Source organism: Chiayiivirga flava, assembly GCF_014202825.1.
In the GTDB taxonomy this organism is placed as follows: Bacteria; Pseudomonadota; Gammaproteobacteria; order Xanthomonadales; family Xanthomonadaceae; genus Chiayiivirga; species Chiayiivirga flava.
Window position 1 is genome coordinate 67,315 of sequence record NZ_JACHHP010000006.1, and the last position, 16,873, is coordinate 84,187.

Annotated in this window: 15 protein-coding genes and 1 pseudogene; 8 read left to right on the forward strand and 8 right to left on the reverse strand. The window is 69.6% G+C overall.

Features of this window, described 5'->3' with window-relative positions; translation table 11 throughout:
- Window positions 1-10: 10 nt before the first annotated feature.
- Together rlmB and HNQ52_RS14725 are read left to right on the forward strand one after the other, a co-directional pair.
- Window positions 11-763, forward strand: coding sequence for a 23S rRNA (guanosine(2251)-2'-O)-methyltransferase RlmB (gene rlmB / locus HNQ52_RS14720; protein ID WP_183961942.1), 753 nt, complete (start codon window positions 11-13; stop codon window positions 761-763).
- A 402-nt stretch (window positions 764-1,165) separates the two neighbouring features.
- Window positions 1,166-2,239 carry an acyltransferase family protein gene (locus tag HNQ52_RS14725; protein WP_183961943.1) on the forward strand — a complete coding sequence of 358 codons (1,074 nt, stop codon included), beginning with the start codon at window positions 1,166-1,168 and terminating at the stop codon, window positions 2,237-2,239.
- On the opposite strand, the gene HNQ52_RS14730 is transcribed toward HNQ52_RS14725, so the two are convergent.
- Together HNQ52_RS14730 and rnt are read right to left on the reverse strand one after the other, a co-directional pair.
- The gene (locus HNQ52_RS14730; protein ID WP_183961944.1) at window positions 2,169-3,020 is read right to left on the reverse strand and encodes a sterol desaturase family protein; all 852 of its coding nucleotides are present in this window, start codon (window positions 3,018-3,020) and stop codon (window positions 2,169-2,171) included. The two genes, HNQ52_RS14725 and HNQ52_RS14730, sit on opposite strands and share 71 nt — an antisense overlap.
- A 35-nt stretch (window positions 3,021-3,055) precedes the next feature.
- Entirely contained in the window at window positions 3,056-3,715 is a 660-nt protein-coding gene (rnt, locus tag HNQ52_RS14735) for a ribonuclease T (protein WP_183961945.1), read from the reverse strand.
- Between the two features lie 130 nt (window positions 3,716-3,845).
- Between rnt and htpG the strand changes: the two genes are divergently transcribed.
- Window positions 3,846-5,723 (forward strand): molecular chaperone HtpG, encoded by a 1,878-nt coding sequence (gene htpG / locus HNQ52_RS14740; RefSeq protein WP_183961946.1) that lies wholly within the window; start codon window positions 3,846-3,848, stop codon window positions 5,721-5,723.
- Between the two features lie 210 nt (window positions 5,724-5,933).
- On the opposite strand, the gene recQ is transcribed toward htpG, so the two are convergent.
- Genes recQ through HNQ52_RS14760 form a run of 4 tightly spaced genes read right to left on the reverse strand, consistent with a single transcriptional unit; the run spans window position 5,934 to window position 9,643 of the window.
- Entirely contained in the window at window positions 5,934-7,748 is a 1,815-nt protein-coding gene (gene recQ, locus HNQ52_RS14745; protein ID WP_183961947.1) for a DNA helicase RecQ, read from the reverse strand.
- Window positions 7,749-7,752: 4 nt separating this feature from the next.
- Window positions 7,753-8,412, reverse strand: a complete 660-nt coding sequence (gene nth / locus HNQ52_RS14750; protein ID WP_183962074.1) for an endonuclease III — start codon at window positions 8,410-8,412, stop codon at window positions 7,753-7,755.
- A 14-nt stretch (window positions 8,413-8,426) separates the two neighbouring features.
- A complete protein-coding gene (locus tag HNQ52_RS14755; protein WP_183961948.1) occupies window positions 8,427-8,855 on the reverse strand; it encodes a hypothetical protein in 429 nt (142 codons plus the stop codon).
- A gap of 5 nt (window positions 8,856-8,860) precedes the next feature.
- Window positions 8,861-9,643, reverse strand: a complete 783-nt coding sequence (locus HNQ52_RS14760) for an enoyl-CoA hydratase/isomerase family protein (RefSeq protein WP_183961949.1) — start codon at window positions 9,641-9,643, stop codon at window positions 8,861-8,863.
- A gap of 184 nt (window positions 9,644-9,827) precedes the next feature.
- Between HNQ52_RS14760 and HNQ52_RS14765 the strand changes: the two genes are divergently transcribed.
- From HNQ52_RS14765 to HNQ52_RS14780, 4 genes and pseudogenes are all read left to right on the forward strand, one after another.
- On the forward strand, window positions 9,828-10,511 hold the full coding sequence (locus tag HNQ52_RS14765) for an FKBP-type peptidyl-prolyl cis-trans isomerase N-terminal domain-containing protein (protein ID WP_183961950.1): 684 nt from the start codon (window positions 9,828-9,830) through the stop codon (window positions 10,509-10,511).
- 139 nt (window positions 10,512-10,650) lie between these two features.
- Window positions 10,651-11,471: pseudogene (locus HNQ52_RS14770) on the forward strand (CoA pyrophosphatase).
- A gap of 72 nt (window positions 11,472-11,543) precedes the next feature.
- A complete protein-coding gene (locus HNQ52_RS14775) occupies window positions 11,544-12,389 on the forward strand; it encodes a sulfurtransferase (protein WP_183961951.1) in 846 nt (281 codons plus the stop codon).
- Window positions 12,390-12,466: 77 nt separating this feature from the next.
- Complete coding sequence (locus tag HNQ52_RS14780) at window positions 12,467-13,804, forward strand: substrate-binding domain-containing protein (RefSeq protein ID WP_183961952.1); 1,338 nt, start codon at window positions 12,467-12,469, stop codon at window positions 13,802-13,804.
- A 7-nt stretch (window positions 13,805-13,811) separates the two neighbouring features.
- On the opposite strand, the gene HNQ52_RS14785 is transcribed toward HNQ52_RS14780, so the two are convergent.
- Together HNQ52_RS14785 and HNQ52_RS14790 are read right to left on the reverse strand one after the other, a co-directional pair.
- Complete coding sequence (locus HNQ52_RS14785) at window positions 13,812-14,567, reverse strand: enoyl-CoA hydratase/isomerase family protein (RefSeq protein ID WP_183961953.1); 756 nt, start codon at window positions 14,565-14,567, stop codon at window positions 13,812-13,814.
- 25 nt (window positions 14,568-14,592) lie between these two features.
- A complete protein-coding gene (locus HNQ52_RS14790) occupies window positions 14,593-16,077 on the reverse strand; it encodes a DUF4139 domain-containing protein (RefSeq protein ID WP_183961954.1) in 1,485 nt (494 codons plus the stop codon).
- Between the two features lie 49 nt (window positions 16,078-16,126).
- Here HNQ52_RS14790 and HNQ52_RS14795 point away from each other — a divergent pair, with 49 nt between their 5' ends.
- Window positions 16,127-16,585, forward strand: coding sequence for a copper chaperone PCu(A)C (locus HNQ52_RS14795; protein ID WP_183961955.1), 459 nt, complete (start codon window positions 16,127-16,129; stop codon window positions 16,583-16,585).
- Window positions 16,586-16,873: the final 288 nt, after the last annotated feature.

Genomic DNA, 16,873 nt, shown 5'->3' on the forward strand with positions numbered 1-16,873 from the left:
GTGGCGGCTGATGGCACGTCATGGCGGCAGCGAGGACTGGATCGCGGGCATCAATGCGGTCGACGCGGCACTGGCGAACGACATCGGCAACGTGCGCGAGATCCTCGTCGAGGCGCGCGCACGCAATCCACGCCTCGCCGAACTGACCGGCATCGCGCAGGCGGCCGGCATCGCCGTGCGCAGCGTCGGCAATGAGGTGCTCGAACGCATCTCCGGCGGCGTGCGGCACCAGGGCATCGTTGCGCACTACGCGGCGGCGAAAAGCTATGACGAAAACGATCTGCAGGCACTGATCGAGGGCGCGGGCGGCGCACCGCTGCTGCTGGTGCTCGACGGCGTGCAGGACCCGCACAATCTCGGCGCCTGCCTGCGCAGCGCCGCCGCCGCCGGCGTCACCGCGGTGGTGATTCCGAAGGACAAGGCCGTGGCGGTGAACGCCACCGTGCGCAAGACGTCCGCCGGCGCCGCCGACCGCGTGCCCGTGGTGCGCGTCACCAATCTCGCGCGTGCACTCAAGGACATGAAGGACGCCGGTGTGTGGTTCGTCGGCCTCGCGGGCGAGGCCACGCAGTCGCTGTACGCGATGGACCTCAAGGGTCCGATCGGCATCGTCATGGGCGGCGAGGGCGAGGGTCTGCGGCGGCTGACGCGCGAACACTGCGATTGGCTCGCGAAGATTCCGATGGTGGGCGAGGTGGAAAGCCTCAACGTCTCGGTGGCGACGGGCATCGCGCTGTTCGAGGCGGTGCGGCAGCGGAGTTGACGCGATGGCGGGGGCCGCCGGCGGTGCCGACGCATTCGGTGCGCGACGCCGCTGCAACGAGGCACATTCTTCGGCGCGCCCACGGTCGTCTCCGATGCGCTCAAGCCCCTCTCCCCGCGGGAAAGGGGGTGGGGAGAGGGTCCGGGCGGAGCGGTGCGACGCACAGCGCTTCGACCTGGATCGAAGCGTTGTATCGCCCTTTCAACGCGCCCATCGCGCAGTGCAAAACATTCAACGACGCGAAAGCAGCGCCACGCAATGCTTCGATCCCGACCCACGAGATGACCAGCGCCAGGCTCCGCCCGAACCCTCATCCGGCGCTGCCGCGCCACCCCGGATCAAGTCCGGGGCAGGCTCTTCTCCCGGTGGGAGAAGGGCAGCAGGCGGCGAGACATTGTCTCCATGAGCCTTACGCACCAGCCCGGCCTCGACACCCTGCGCGCCGCCGCCACGATCGCGGTGTTGCTTGCCCACGGCGGCTACTTCCTCTTTGCGGCGTTCCCGCACTACGACTTCTACGCCTTCGCCGGCTGGTTCGGCACCGAACTGTTCTTCGCGCTCGCCGGCTACCTGCTCACCGCACAGCTGCTGCACGCGCCGCCGCGCGACGTGCGCGCCGTCGCACGCTGGTGGGTCTGGCGCGCGTGGCGCGTGCTGCCGCTGTTCTGGTGCGCGTTGGCGCTGCATGTCGTCCTCGCGTGGCGTGCCGGCACGTCGCAGGACACGGGCGCGCTCGCGTACGCCGCGCTGGTGCAGAACCTCGCCTGGGTCCATCCGGCCTTTTTCGGCGAAGCGTGGAATCTTCCGGTGCTGCTGCTGTTTTTCTTCGCCGCGCCCGTGCTCGTGTGGTGCTGTGGCGGCAGCACGGCGCGGGTGCGCGTCGGTCTGTCGATCGGCCTGTGCATCGCCATCGCGCTGCGCTGGTGGTGGGTGATGCAGTTCGATCCACCGTGGGACGCCGGGGTGCGAAAGATCGTGGTGCCGCGACTCGATGCCTGCCTCTACGGCGCGCTGCTGGCCTGCGTCGCCCACGCACGCGTCGCGTCGCAACGCTGGCGCCTCGCGGCGTTCGGCGGCTGGGTTGTCGCCGCCGTCGCGGTCACGCAGCTCGCGCGCGACGCGGACGACATCGCTCGCGTCGGCCTGTTCGTGCTGTGCGGGATCGCCGGGGCCTGCACGGTGGCAGCGGTGTCATCGAACACCCATACGCCGCGGCCGCTTGCGGCGCTGGCGCGCTGGAGCTACCCGCTGTACCTGCTCAACATGCCGGTGCTGCTGGTCATGGCGATGCTGGGCCTGGGCCAGACGGCCGATCTCATGCAGGCGTTGCTGCGATTCGTGCTCTGGCTCGCCGCATCGATCGCGCTCGCCGCGCTCGTGCATCGCGCCGTGGAGCAGCCACTGCTCAGGGCACGTGCACGTCGTCTTGTGCGGCGGGCCGACGACGCGCACGCCAGCCTTCCGTCCAGTCGCTGACCGGCGACCACAACGCACGGCCGAAGCCGTTGAGATCCTCGTCTTTGTGCGTGCCGGTGGCCGGCCATTCGCCCGGTTTCGGCGCTACGTAGGTGCCGAACAGGATGTCCCACAGCGGGAAAAACGCGGCAAAGTTGACGTCGGTGTGTTCGCGCTGCACCGAGTGGTGCAGCCGATGCAGCTGCGGCCCGGTGAACACGCGCGTCAGCGGCCCGAACGGCACGCGCAGGTTGAGGTGGATCACGTAGCCCCACAGCAGCAGCAGGCTCCACAACCAGGTGATGTTCGGCGGACGGATGTCGAAGATCATGCCCAGCGGCAGGAACACCAGGAACACCCGGATCGGTTCTTCGAGAAAGTGATGGCGCTGGCCGCTGGTGATGTTGATCGAGCGATCGGCGTGGTGCAGCTTGTGCAGCGACCAGAACCACGCGAACCGGTGCTGGCTGCGATGCATCCAGTAGTAGAAGAAATCGAACAGCAGGAAAAACAGCAGGCCCTGCAGCAGTTGCCAGCCGAAGCCGTCCGGCAGGCGGATCGGCAGCCAATGGCCGAAGTTCGAGATCCACGGCTGCGTGATGTCCGACAGCGGCGGCACCAGCAAATGGGTCAGGAACACGAACGGGATCGTGTAGCCGATGTTGAACAGCGCATCGCGCCACGGCTGCCCCGGCTGTGCCGGGCGCAGGCGTTCCAGCAGCAGACCCACCGCATAGATCAGCGCGACCAGCTTGAGCGTGGTCCAGGTGTGCGAGAGCGCGTCGGCGAGGAAGGCGGGCATCGTGGGTGCGGGACGAGATGGGCCGGCGGCGCGGATCAGAGGGCCAGCGCGCGGTCGACGGCGGCGGTGTCGAGCGTGCTCAGGTGCCGCCAGCGGTTGACGATGCGGCAAAAGAGTTCGGCGGTGATTTCCGCATCGTACACCGCCGAATGCGCCGAGCCCGAATCCCACGCGAGCCCGGCGGCCTGGGTAGCGCGGCTGAGCACGGTCTGGCCGTATGCGAGCCCTGCGAGCGTGGCGGTGTCGAAGCAGCTGAACGGATGGAAGGGATTGCGCTTGTGCGCCACGCGGCGGGCGGCGGCGTTGAGAAAGCCGAGGTCGAACGCGGCGTTGTGGCCGACGAGGATCGCGCGCTGGCAGCCCTCGCGCTTCACCGCCTGGCGGATCGGCACAAACACGTGGTCGAGCGCGGCGCGCTCGTCCAGCGCGTTGCGGAACGGGTGGTCGAGAATGATGCCGGTGATCTCGAGCGCACGCGGTTCCACCACTGCGCCCGGAAACGGGTTCACGTGCGCGGACACGGTCGGGCCGCAGCGCACGCTGCCGTCGTCGTCCATCTCGATCGGTACCGCGGCGATTTCCAGCAGCGCATGTTTTTCCGCGTCGAAGCCGCCGGTTTCGACGTCGACGACCACGGGCAGATAGCCGCGGAAGCGGTCGGCGAGGCGGGTCACGGATGGGGCGCGATCACTCATCGCGCAAGCATAGCGCCTGCCGGCGCGCGGGCTCGTGAACCGTGATGCCGCGGCCGGGAGGCTCTTGAATTCGGCCTGCCAGATCCCATGTCCGCGCCACCATTCCAACATCCGCACCGCGAGGGAGCCCATGTCCGCCGCCGCCGAAACCTTCGAATTCCAGTCCGATGTCCAGCAGGTCCTGCGTCTGGTCATCCATTCGCTGTATTCGAACAAGACCATCTTCCTGCGCGAGCTGATCTCCAACGCGTCCGACGCCTGCGACAAGCTGCGCTTCGAGGCGCTGAAACAGCCCGACCTCACCGGCGACCAGCAGGAGCTGCGGATCGACCTGTCCTGGGACAAGAACGCCCGCACCCTCACCGTGTCCGATACCGGCATCGGCATGACGCGCGCCGAGCTGATCGAGAACTTGGGCACCATCGCCCGCTCCGGCACGCGCGCCTATCTCGATGCGCTCGAAGCCGGGCAGAAGGCCGACGCGCAGCTCATCGGCCAGTTCGGCGTCGGCTTCTACTCCGCCTTCATCGTGGCCGACCGCGTGGCGGTGACCAGCCGCCGCGCCGGCAGCGACGAGGCCTGGACGTGGACGTCGGCCGGCGACGGCCGCTACACGCTCGAACCGGCCGAGCAGGCCACACGCGGTACCACGATCGTCCTGCATCTCAAGGACGGCGAAGACGAATTCCTCGACGGCTGGACCCTGCGTTCGCAGGTGCGCACGTACTCGGACCACATCGGATTCCCGATCCGCATGCCGGTCGAGAAGGACGGTGCGCCGACCGACGAGTTCGAAGTGGTCAACCAGGCGTCCGCGTTGTGGACGCGGCCGAAAAACGAGTTGTCCGACGCCGACTACCAGGCCTTCTACAAGCACGTGAGCCACGATTTCGGCGATGCGCTGGCGTGGACGCACAACCGCGTCGAGGGCAACCAGAACTTCACCTCGCTGCTGTTCGTGCCGGCGAAGGCGCCGTTCGATTTCGGCGGCGAGCGCGATGTACGCAAGGGCCTGAAGCTCTACATCAAGCGCGTCTTCATCATGGACGCGGCCGAGCAGATGCTGCCGAACTACCTGCGCTTCGTGCGCGGCGTCATCGATTCGGACGACCTGCCGCTCAATGTGAGCCGCGAACTGCTGCAGAACAGCCGCGGCGTCGAGAAACTCAAGGCCGCGCTGACCCGCCGCGTGCTCGACCTGCTCGAACGCATCGCGCGCGACGAGCCGGAAAAATACCTCGAATTCTGGAAAGCATTCGGCGCCACGCTCAAGGAAGGCCTGGCCGAGGACCCGGCGAACAAGGATCGACTCGCAAAGCTTCTTCGCGTCGCCTCCACGCACGCGAACGAGCGCGACACGCTGATCTCACTCGACGATTACATCGCGCGCATGAAGCCCGGCCAGAGCGCGATCTGGTACCTGACCGCGGACGGCTGGAACGCCGCGCGCAACAGCCCGCAGCTCGAAGCGCTGCGCGGCCGCGGTATCGAAGTGCTGCTGCTGCACGAGCGCATCGACGAGTGGATGATCGGCTATCTGGACAGCTACGCGGACAAGAAACTCAAGCACGTCGCAAAGGGCGAGTTCAGCGCGGACGAGCTCGGCGACGCGGGATCGGAGACGGCCACGCGCGAGGCCGCATCGAAGGACGCGCAGCCTGTCGTCGACAAGCTCAAGGCCGCGCTCGGCGACACGGTGAAGGACGTGCGCGTGTCGCGGCGCCTGACGCAGTCGCCGTCGTGCCTGGTGCTGGAGGAATACGACATGGCGCTGCACATGCAGCGCCTGCTCAAGGCCGCGGGCCACGAGGTGCCGGCAGCGAAGCCCATCCTCGAGATCAACCCCTCGCATCCGCTGCTGGCGAAGTTCGACGGCGAAACGGACGACGCGCGTCGCGGCGATCTTGCCTTCCTGCTGTTCGAACAGGCGCAACTGGCCGAAGGCGCGCAGCTCGACGACCCGGCAGGCTTCGTGCGCCGCATGAACGCGCTGCTGCTCGGCGGCTGACCCTCGCGGGTCGCAGGTCGCAGGTCGCGCGCTTGTCGATCCCTGCGATCACCTCAAGGCAGGCCGGCGTCGAACGGTCTTTCGACTGCGGATACCCGCATCAAAGCCTCCCTTCTCCCGCGCAGCGGGGGAAGGGTGACGCCGGTTGCCACCGGCGGAACGCAGGCGGAAGGGGGCAGCGGCGCCACGACTTACCGCGCTCGCAACGCCTCATTCCGCCGCGTTCAACGTCTCCAGCACCGCCGCGCCGTAGCGCGCCAGCTTGGCCGTACCGACGCCGGCAATGCCGGCCAATGCGTCGAGCGTGGCCGGTTCGGCCTGCGCGATCGCGCGCAGCGTCGCGTCGTGGAAGATGACGTAGGCCGGCACGTTCTGCTCGCGCGCAAGCCGTGCGCGCAGGTCGCGCAGTGCATCGAAGCGCCGCTGCGCGGCGGCATCGAGCGTGTCGACCGCGGCTGCGGCACCGCGTCGCGCCCGCGTGCGTTCGCGCTCGCGCTTGCGGTCCGGCTCGTGCCGCAGCTGCACGCGCTGCTCGCCGCGCAGCACCGCGCGGCTTGCGGGCGTGAGGCGCAGGCCGCCGTAGGCCTCGTTGTCGACCTCCAGCAGGCCCATCGCGGTGATCTGCCGGAACACGCCGCGCCAGGCGTTCTGGTCCAGGTCCGCGCCGATGCCGAAGGTCGGCAGCACGTGGTGGTTGAACTGGCGGATGCGCGCATCGTCCTTGCCGCGCAGCACGTCGATCAGATACATCACGCCGAAGCGCTGGCCGGTGCGGTACACGCACGAGAGCGCCTTCTGCGCCGCTTCGGTGCCGTCGAAGGTCTGCGGCGGATCCAGGCAGTTGTCGCAGTTGCCGCAGGGCTGCGGATAGGTTTCGCCGAAGCTCGCCAGCAGCGTCTGGCGCCGGCAGCGCACCGATTCGCAGTAGCCGAGCAGGGCGTCGAGCTTGCGCCCCTCCAGACGCTTGCGCTCCTCGCCGGCCTCGCCGTTCTGGATCATCTGCTTGAGCATCACCACGTCGGCCATGCCGTAGCACAGCCAGGCCTCGGCGGGGTCTCCGTCGCGACCGGCGCGACCGGTTTCCTGGTAGTAGCCTTCGAGCGACTTCGGCAGATCCATGTGCGCGACGAAGCGTACGTCCGGCTTGTCGATGCCCATGCCGAACGCGATGGTGGCGGTCATGATCACGCCCTCGTCGCGCAGGAAGCGGCGCTGGTTCGCGGTGCGCGTCGCGCTGTCGAGACCGGCGTGGTACGGCAGCGCGGTGAAGCCGTGTTCGGCGAGCAGCGCGGCGGTTTCCTCCACCTTGCGCCGCGACAGGCAGTAGACGATGCCCGCATCGCCCTTGCGCGGTTCGAGGAAATCGAGCAGCTGCTTGGGTCCGCCGTGCTTGGCCACGATGCGGTAGCGGATGTTGGGCCGATCGAACGAGCTGACGAACTGGCGCGCATCGGAGAGGCCCAGGCGCTCGACGATCTCGCGCCGCGTCGGCGCATCGGCGGTGGCGGTGAGCGCGATGCGCGGCACCTGCGGCCAGCGTGCGTGCAGCACGTCGAGCTGGCGGTACTCGGGGCGGAAGTCGTGCCCCCACTGCGACACGCAGTGCGCCTCGTCGATCGCGAACAATGCGATGCGGCTGCGGTCGAGCAGGTCGAGAAAGCGCGCCGTGAGCAGGCGTTCGGGCGCGACGTAGAGAAGGTCGATGTCGCCCGCGAGCAGATCGCGTTCGACCTGCGCCGATTCGGCAAAGTCCAGCGTCGAGTTCAGGCACGCGGCGCGCACGCCCGCCTGCCGCAGCGCATCGACCTGGTCCTGCATCAGCGCGATCAGCGGCGACACCACGATGCCCGTGCCCGGCCGCAGCAGCGACGGGATCTGGTAGCACAGCGATTTGCCGCCGCCGGTGGGCATCAGCACGAGGCAGTCGCCACCGCTCACGAGATGCTCGACGATGGCCTGCTGCGGACCGCGGAACTGGTCGTAGCCGAAGACGCGCTTCAGCAGATCGTGGGCGGAGTCGGACATGCGGTTACGACAGGGCAGACGTGGTGGAGGGCACCGGCGTCTTGTGCGGGTACGTGCACAGGTCGCGCACCACGCAGCGCGGGCAATCGGGCTTGCGGGCCTTGCAGGTGTAGCGGCCATGCAGGATGAGCCAGTGGTGCGCGTCCTTCAGGAAGTGCGCCGGCACGTTGCGCAACAACCGGTCCTCGACCGCACGCACGTCCTTGCCCGGCGCAAGACCCGTCCGGTTTGCGACGCGGAAGATGTGCGTGTCGACCGCGATCGTGGGCTCGCCGAACGCGGTGTTGAGCACCACGTTGGCCGTCTTGCGGCCGACGCCGGGCAGCGCCTCGAGCGCGGCCCGGTCGCGCGGCACCTCGCCGCCGTGCTGCTCGATGAGGATCCGGCAGGTGGCGATCACGTTGCGCGCCTTGGCGTTGAACAGGCCGATGGTCGCGATGTGGCGCTTGAGGCCGTCCTCGCCCAGGGCGAGCATCGCCTGCGGCGTGTTGGCGATCGGGTACAGCCGGCGCGTGGCCTTGTTGACGCCCACGTCCGTGGCCTGCGCCGACAGGATCACGGCGATCAGCAGTTCGAACGGCGTGGTCCAGGCAAGCTCCGTCGTCGGATGCGGATCGAGATCGTGCAGGCGGCGGAAGAATTCGACGCGTTCCGCCGGCTTCATCAGACGCTGCGGCATCAGGCACCGTTCCGCGGCGGTGCGCCGCGTGCTGCGCGGGCGCGCGCGAGTGCAGCGTCCACGGCGACCCGGGATGCGTTCGCGGCGGCATTCGCGGCACGTGCGCGCGCCTGCTCCTCGGCGTCGCGCGCGAGGCGCACGTTGCGTGCGCGGAAACGTTCGCGCGCCGCGTGCGCACGGGCGCGCGTCGCGTCATGGATCGCAAGCGCGTGCCGCGTTGCGGCGAGCCACTCGACAGCGGGCATGGACCGGAACAGGTCGGGGTCGCTGCCGCCGCAGCCGCCGCATTGCCACGGACGCAGTGCGCGTGCGCGCTGCGCGTCCGCCAGCGCCAGCGCCAGGTCCAGCGCATCGCGGTCGACATCCACGAAGCACGGCACCGCCGCCGTGCCGCAGGCGGTGCATTGCGGTGCGAGCCTGTGGGGCATCGTCATCAGCTTCCGCTGAAGACAGGCTTGCGGCGTTCGAGAAAGGCACGCGTGCCTTCGCGCATGTCCTGCGTGGACGAAACCACGCCGAACGCCATGCTTTCGAAATCCAGACCGGCATCGAGCGGTGTTTCGCCGCCGACGATGACCGTATCGAGGATCGCGCGCAGCGCATGCGGTGCGGACGCGGCGAGCTGTTCGGCTAGACGCATCGTCTCCGCCTCCAGCGCGTCGGCCGCCACCACGCGCGTGACCACGCCCAGCGTCTGCGCGCGCGCGGCATCGATCTGCGCGCCGGTCAGGCACAGTTCCAAGGTGGCGCTGCGGCCGGCCAGGCGCAGCAACCGCTGCGTGCCGCCGAAGCCGGGCAGCAGGCCGAGCGAGATTTCCGGCAGGCCGAAGCGTGCGGTGTCGCCGGCCACGCGCAGGTGGCAGCACATCGCAAGTTCCAGCCCGCCGCCGAGCGCGAAACCGCCGATCTGCGCGATCACGGGTTTTCCGAGATGTTCGATACGCCACATCATCTGTTGCCCGAGGCGCGAGAAATCGCGCGCCTGGACCGGGCTGAGTTCGGCCAGTTCGGCAATGTCGGCGCCCGCAACGAAGGCCTTGCTGCCGGCACCGGTCAGCACGATCGCGCGCACCGCGTCGTCGGCCGCGGCCTGGGCGAAGGCGACGTCCAGCTCCACCAGCGTTTCGCGGTTCAGCGCGTTGAGCTTGTCGGGGCGGTTGACGGTGATGCGGCGCACGGCGCCGCGGTCGTCGGTGAGCAGGTTGCGGAACGACATTCGAGAGCCTCGGGATCCGGACAGACGCAGGCCGCCCAGTGTATCGCGCGGGGAACCTCGCGCCCCCGCGGCGGTCGCAGCCCGACACCCGCAGGCGGCTCATTGGCGATTCAGTCGGCGCCCGGGTATCCTTGTCCGCTGTTTCGCGGCCGCCCTGCGCGCCGTTCACCCCAGGAGATGAAGCATGAAGTTGCGCTTGACGGTCGCGCTGGTCGCGGCCCTGACGATGGGCGCCGCCGTGGCGCAGGACACCACCTCCGAGAAGGGCAAGCTCAGCTACGCGATGGGCTTCGAGATCGGCCGCGATTTCAACGAGCGCAAGATCGACGTGGACATCAACACCGTGATCCGCGCGCTGCAGGACGGCTACGCCAAGAAAAACCCCACGGTGCCCGAAGACCAGATGCGTGCGTCGCTCGAAGCGATGCAGAAGAAGATGCTCGACCAGGCCAAGGCCGAGTTCGACCGCGTCTCGGCCGAGAACAAGCGCAAGAGCGACGCGTTCCTCGCCGCCAACCGCGGCAAGACCGGGGTGCAGACGCTGTCCTCGGGCATCCAGTACCGCGTGATCGAGACCGGCACCGGCGCCAAGCCGACGGCCAACTCCGAGGTCAAGCTGCAGTTCCGCGGCTCGCTGTCCACCGGCCAGGAATTCGCCAGCACCTACCAGGGCAACCAGCCGGTCTCGATGAAGGTGTCCGAGGCGCCGCTGCCGGGACTCAAGCTTGTGCTGCCGATGATGACTGCCGGTTCGCGCTGGGAACTGTTCCTGCCGCCCGACCAGGCCTACGGCAACTCGCCGCGCTCGCCGATCGGTCCGCAGCAGGCGGTGGTGTTCGACGTCACGCTGGTCGAAATCGCCAAGTGATGCACGCGGCTGCCGGTGGACGTCGCCTGACGCCATCGCGCCGCCGCTCTCCGACGGCCGGCGACGCTGTGCGCGCCGGCCGTTCGTTTTCTGTGTAGGTTTCACGACGCATCGGCGTTGCACACGGATCGGCGACAGGATGGTGTCCTCCCCGTACAAGGTCGTGCTCAGTCCGTGCATCGGCGTCTGCGAACTCGATGCGCAGGGTCTGTGCGCCGGTTGCCTGCGCACCGGCCACGAGATCGCGGGCTGGTCCACGATGGACGATGCCGAACGCCTGCGCCTGATGACGCAGGTGCTGCCGGCGCGCGAGGCCGCGCGGACGCGCACGCAGTGACCCTGGCCTGCGCGCCGATGGATGCCGCACGTCTGCATCGTGCCCTGTTGCCGCTCGACGCCGTGCCCGGCGGCCCGGCCTGGAACCTCGACGAACTCGACGGCCTGCTCGATCCGGACCGCCCGCTGGCGCAGGCCGCCGTGCTCGTGGGGCTGGTGGCGCGCCCCGAAGGCACGTCGGTGTTGCTCACGCGCCGCACCGAAACGCTCAACCGGCACGCCGGCCAGGTGAGTTTTCCCGGCGGGCGCGTCGATGCGGGCGACGCCTCGCCGGTGCACGCGGCCCTGCGCGAGACGTGGGAGGAGGTGGCCATCGGTCCGCATCTGATCGAACCGCTCGGCTATCTGGACCCGTACCACACCGTCACCGGATTCCGCGTGCTGCCGGTGGTGGCGCGCCTGTCGCCCGATTACCGCGCCGTGCCCAATCCGGACGAGGTGGCCGACGCGTTCGAGGTGCCGCTGGCGCCGCTGCTCGAACGCCGCTGCGTGGAACGCGTCGCGGCCATCTTCCGCGGACGCGAGCGCCACTACTGGGAATACCGTCAGGGCCCGCACCGCATCTGGGGCGCGACCGCTGCAATGCTGGTGAATCTGGGTCGTCGGCTCGGCGCGGAAATCTGACACAATGCGAAACGTTCGCGCGCGGATGCATCGAGGCCCGCGCCGCTTCCCGTCCCACACGCGAGACCATTGATGCGCTGGCGTACGCTCGTTTCGGCCGCCGACCTGGCCGACCAGATCGATGCCCCGGATGTGGCCGTCGTCGACTGCCGGTTCGATCTGCGTGATCCCGCCGCCGGCGAACGCGCCTACGCCGCCGGGCACCTGCCGCGCGCCGTGTACGCGAGCCTGGATCGCGATCTGGCCGACCTCAGCAAGCAGGGCCGCGGCCGCCACCCGCTGCCGGAGGCCGATGCGTTCTGCGCCGTGCTCGGTCGCTGGGGCATTTCGCCCGAGCACCGCGTGGTGGCCTACGACGCACGCGACGGCGCCTACGCGGCGCGGCTGTGGTGGATGCTGCGCCTGATGGGGCACGACAGCGTCGCGGTGCTCGACGGTGGCTTCGACGCCTGGCTGCGGCACGGTGGCGCTGTGGAACGCCAGATCCCGCGGCCGCGGCCGGCGCAGTACAAGGCCCGGTTCAATGCCCGCGCGGTGGCCACCACGGCCGTGGTGGCGGCGCGGCTTGCGAGCGGCAACGGCGTGCTGATCGACGCCCGTGCCGCCGAACGCTTCCGCGGCGATGCCGAGCCGATCGACCGCGTCGCCGGCCATATTCCGGGTGCGCTCAATCGCCCGTACACCGCGAATCTGCACGACGACGGCACGTTCCGTCCCGCCGACGAACTGGCCGGCGAATTCCGTGCCCTGCTCGACGCGTCGCCCGTCGGCGAGGCCGTGCTGATGTGCGGTTCCGGCGTCACCGCCTGCCACAACCTGCTCGCGATGGACCATGCGGGCCTGCGCGGCGCCCGCGTGTATCCCGGTTCGTGGAGCGAATGGATCAGCGATCCGGCGCGCCCGGTGGCGCGCGGCTGACGCGGGCGCCGTCGAGCGCGTCGACGGCCTGTCATCTTGCGGCGGCACACTTGCGGGCTTTACCGCGGGGGCTGCCGATGTTCCGACCAGTCGTTCTGCTTGCCAGCCTGCTGGCGTTCGCCGCGCCGGCGTCCGCCGTCGAGCGTCTGCGCGTGCACGGCTCCAACACCATCGGCGAAACGCTCGCGCCGGCGCTGGCGCAGGCATGGCTCGGCACGCGCGGTTGCGGTGCGGTGACGCGGCAGGACCGCGCGCCGGGCGAGTTCGTGCTGTCCGGCGCCGCGTGCGGCATCGAGATCGAGTTCGCCACGCACGGATCGAGCACCGGCCTCAAGGACCTGATGGCCGGCGCGACCGACATCGCGATGGCGTCGCGGCCGGTGTCGCCGGAGGAAGTGGAACGCGCCGGCGCGCTCGGCCGGCTCGACATGGCGCCGCAGGAAGCGGTGCTCGCGCTCGACGGCGTGGCCGTCATCGTGCATCCGGACAACCCGCTGCGCCGCGTGCGGGTGGACCAGGTGCGGGCCCTGTTCGACGGCAGCGCCCGCGACTGGTCGGCGTTGGGCGGCAGCGGACCGGTCCGCGTGCACGCGCGCGACGAGGCATCCGGCACCTGGGAAACCTTCCGCACCCTGGTGCTCGGCGAACACACGCTGCGCGCCGACGCCACGCGCTACGAGAGCACCGCGGCGCTCGCGCGTGCGGTGGCGGCGGATCGCAATGCGATCGGCTTCGTCGGCTTTGCCGGCATCGGTCCCGCGCGGGCGCTCGCGATCGCCGACGCGGGCGTGGCGATGGCGCCGCAGCCGCTGCGCATCGCGGTGGAGGACTACGCGCTCTCGCGCCGGCTGTACCTGTACCGGCCGGCGCAGGCCGGGGCGCTGGCGCGTGCGTTCGTCGATTTTTCGCTGTCGGCGGCGGGGCAGCGCATCGTGGAGCAGGTCGGCTTCGTCTCGCAGGACATCCGCGCGTTCGGCGATGCGGTGCGCGAGGACGCGCCGGACGACTACCGCGCGCTGGTGCGCGGCGCGGAGCGCCTGAGCCTCAACTTCCGCTTCAACCGCAACGGCCAGCTGCTCGACAGCAAGACCGAGCGCGACGTCGCGCGCCTGGCGGAATTCATGCAGCGCGAGGCCAATCGCGACCGGCGCCTGCTGCTGCTGGGCTTTGCCGATCCGGACGAAACCTCGGCCTACCTGGAACGTGCGTTGAGCAACGACCGCGTGGACTACATCGCCGGCCTGCTCGAACGCCTCGGCCAGCCGGTGCACGTGTTGCGCGGCATGGGCGGCAGCGCACCGCTCGCGTCCGACACCGGCGCGCAGGGACGTCTGCGCAATCGCCGCGTGGAGGTGTGGGTGGGTCCGCCGGGCAGCGCGCGCGTGGACGCGGCGCCGCTCGCGCGCACGCCGTGACGCGCGGCTATCCCTTCGCCTTGAGCCGCGCCACGAGCGCGTGCAGCACGCCCTGGGTCTCTTCGCGGTGCCATTCCTGCAGGAAGCGCGGAATGTCCATGCGGGCCGGATCGGAAATCACATCGACCAGATCCTGGCGCGCGATGCTGCGCGTATTGTGCAGCGCGTGCGGCGGCAGCCGCAGCATGTCCTGCAGCCAGGCGAGGGCGCGCACGGTCACGTGTTCCTGATCGGTCAACTCGTCGACCATGCCGATCGCGAGGGCCTGTTCGGATTCGATCATCGCGCCGGCCACCATCAGTCGTTCCGCGCGGTAGGTACCCACCAGGCGGCGCAACGCGTACTGGATGCAGTCGGGCACGAATAGGCCCACCTGCACCTCGTTGAGCCCGATCTTGAACGGCCCGCGCGCCATCACGCGGTAATCGCAGTACAGGCTCATCACCGCGCCGCCGGCCGGGCTGTGGCCGCCGATGGCCGCCACCGACAGCAGCGGCGACCGCGCCAGCGCCTCGCACACGCCGAAGAATGCGCGCCATGCGTCTTCGAGTCCCTCGCGATCGAGCGTGAGCAGACGCGGCACGTCGAGCCCGGCGCTGAACACGCCGGGCCCGCCGGAGATCACCAGCGCCCGCGCGCCGTCGCCGGGAGCGGCGACGATCGCGTCGCGCAGCGCCGACAGCAGCTCCGGATTGAGCGCGTTGACCGGCGGCCGCGCCAGCTTCAGTTCCAGGATGCCGCTGTGGTCGATGCGTTCGAGCATGGGGTTCACACGATGGGAGAAGAAATTACGGCTTCACCGAAGCCGGCCAACGATAACGCACGACGTAACGCACTGTGGCCTTGCCGCCGGCCGGCACCGGCAGCTCGAACGCGACGGTCTGCGCGTCGCTGCGCGTCGACGGCACCGACGACTCGACGATGTCCCAGTCGCTCCAGCGCGGCAGCGCTTCCAGCACGCGCACGGTGGCGGCCTCGGGTTTGGCGTTGGTGACGGCGATCTCGATGGTTTCGGTGAGGCTCAGGCGATCTTCCGCCAGACGCAGTTCCTTCTGCGTGCGTTCGGCCTGCAGATCGAACGCCTGGCCCAGCGCCACGTCCACCTTGCGGCCGGCCGCAGTGTGGTCGAGCGCGGCCTCGCCGAGGAAGGCGTTGCCGCTCGCCCCTGCTTCGTACACGCGCAGGCGGCCCGCAGGCAGCGGCATGCCCAGACGGCTGGCCTTGTCGTTGTCGAAGGCCAGCATCGCTTGCACCGGCTGGGTTCCGGTGGCACCGAACTGCGGTTCGATGATCGGCGCGCCCGGCCGGTAGTACTGCATCGGCGAACGCGTTTCGTAGCGGCGGGTGCAGCGCACGTCGCGTGCGCCGTCGAGCAGCGTCGCACGCTGCACGCTGCCGTCCGGCAGGTCGACGCGCTCGGGCAGCGTGTAGGCATGGTACTCGCCCGACGCCTGCGGCTCGGGCGCAGGTGCCGCCGCCATCGCCCGCATTTCCATGCGGTCGTAGGCCATCGTCTTGCCGGCGCGCTGGACATTCGGCTCGCCTGCCACCAGCGTCACGGCCGCATCGTCGAAGCTCGCGCCGGAGCGGTTGACGATCTGCGCCGCGCCGTCGAAGTCCATGCGGCAATCGCTGCCGGCGCCGCTGACGGTGGCGAGGTATTCGGCGCGCCACGCGAGACCGCCGGTGGGGTAGTCGAGCGCGAAGGTTTCGCGGCCGGAGCGGTCGCTGGCGATATTCCAGCGCAGCGTGGGCTGCGCGCTCACGCCCTCCGGAAGCTGTGCGAGCAGGAAACTGGAATAGTTCGACAGCACCCGGATGCCGCCCGACGGATCGGCGATGGTCAGACCGTTGCCGGCAGCGACGAGGGTGCCGGTGTAAGTCTTTTCGGCCGTGCCGACGGCCTGCACCACGGTGATCTGCTTGCCGATCGAGCGTCGCAGCAGTTCGTCCTGATCGGCCAGCGCGAAATCGAAACGCTGCGACGCGACGGCCACACCGCTGCCCTGCGGCAGCAACTGCACCGCCGCGCTGTCGATCGAGGCCGGGAAGCCGCTGCGCGTGATTTCGTTGTTGCCACGTTGAAGGCTTGCGTCGAAGGTGTCCCGCACCAGCGCGAATCCCGGCGCGGGAACGCCGCCGTGGCCCGCGGCGAGGGTCTCGTAGTCGCCCGAGTACAGCGTGATCGTCGCGCCCCGGGTGTCGGCCTGTGCGGCGGCGGCGTGCGAGGCAAGGGCGATCAGCGTGGCGGAAGCGAGCGGGGCGATGCGCATGCGGTGTCTCCTTGGATATGCAGTGCAAGTGCTGCGTTATGATAGGGCGATGAACGCCTGCCTCCGCCGTCTGGGTCTTTTGCTGCTGCTCGCTGCGTCGGGCTGTGTTCAGGCGCAGGACGCCGCACCCGCGGCCGATGCGCCGCTGGTGGCGAGCGATGCATGGATCCGCACGCCACCGCCGGGCAGCCCGGTGATGGCCGGCTACGTCACGCTGCGCAACGACGGCGTGCGCGAAGTGCGTTTCGCGAAACTGCGCTCGGATGCGTTCGGCGCCATCGAAATCCACGAGATGCGCGACAGCGGCGGCATGATGCGCATGCGCCCGGTGCCCGAACTGGTGATCCAGCCCGGCGACACCGAAACCCTCGCACCCGGCGGGCTGCATCTGATGCTGTTCCGCCCCACGCGCGAACTCGCCGATGGCACAAAGGTCACGATCGATCTGCTGATCGAAGACGGCGCGCCGATGCCGGTGGAGTTCGAGTTGCGCGCGGACGCGCCGTAGCGGGCACGGGTCCGGCATCACGTTCGATTGAGGCGACGGCGCGTGCTGTCGTCCGGCGGATCGTGATACCCCCTTCCGGCTGCCGCCACCTTCCCCCGCTTCGCGGGAGAAGGACTCCTTCGATGGCGACTCCGGCGAGCGCGCGCCGCGGCGACCATGCAACCTTCCACTCTGCGCTCCTCTCCCGCGCAGCGGGGCAGGATGTTGGCAGTCAGGAGGGGTCGAGCAGCGACCACGCGACCTTCAATCTGGCGCTCCTCTCCCGCGCAGCGGGGCAGGATGTTGGCA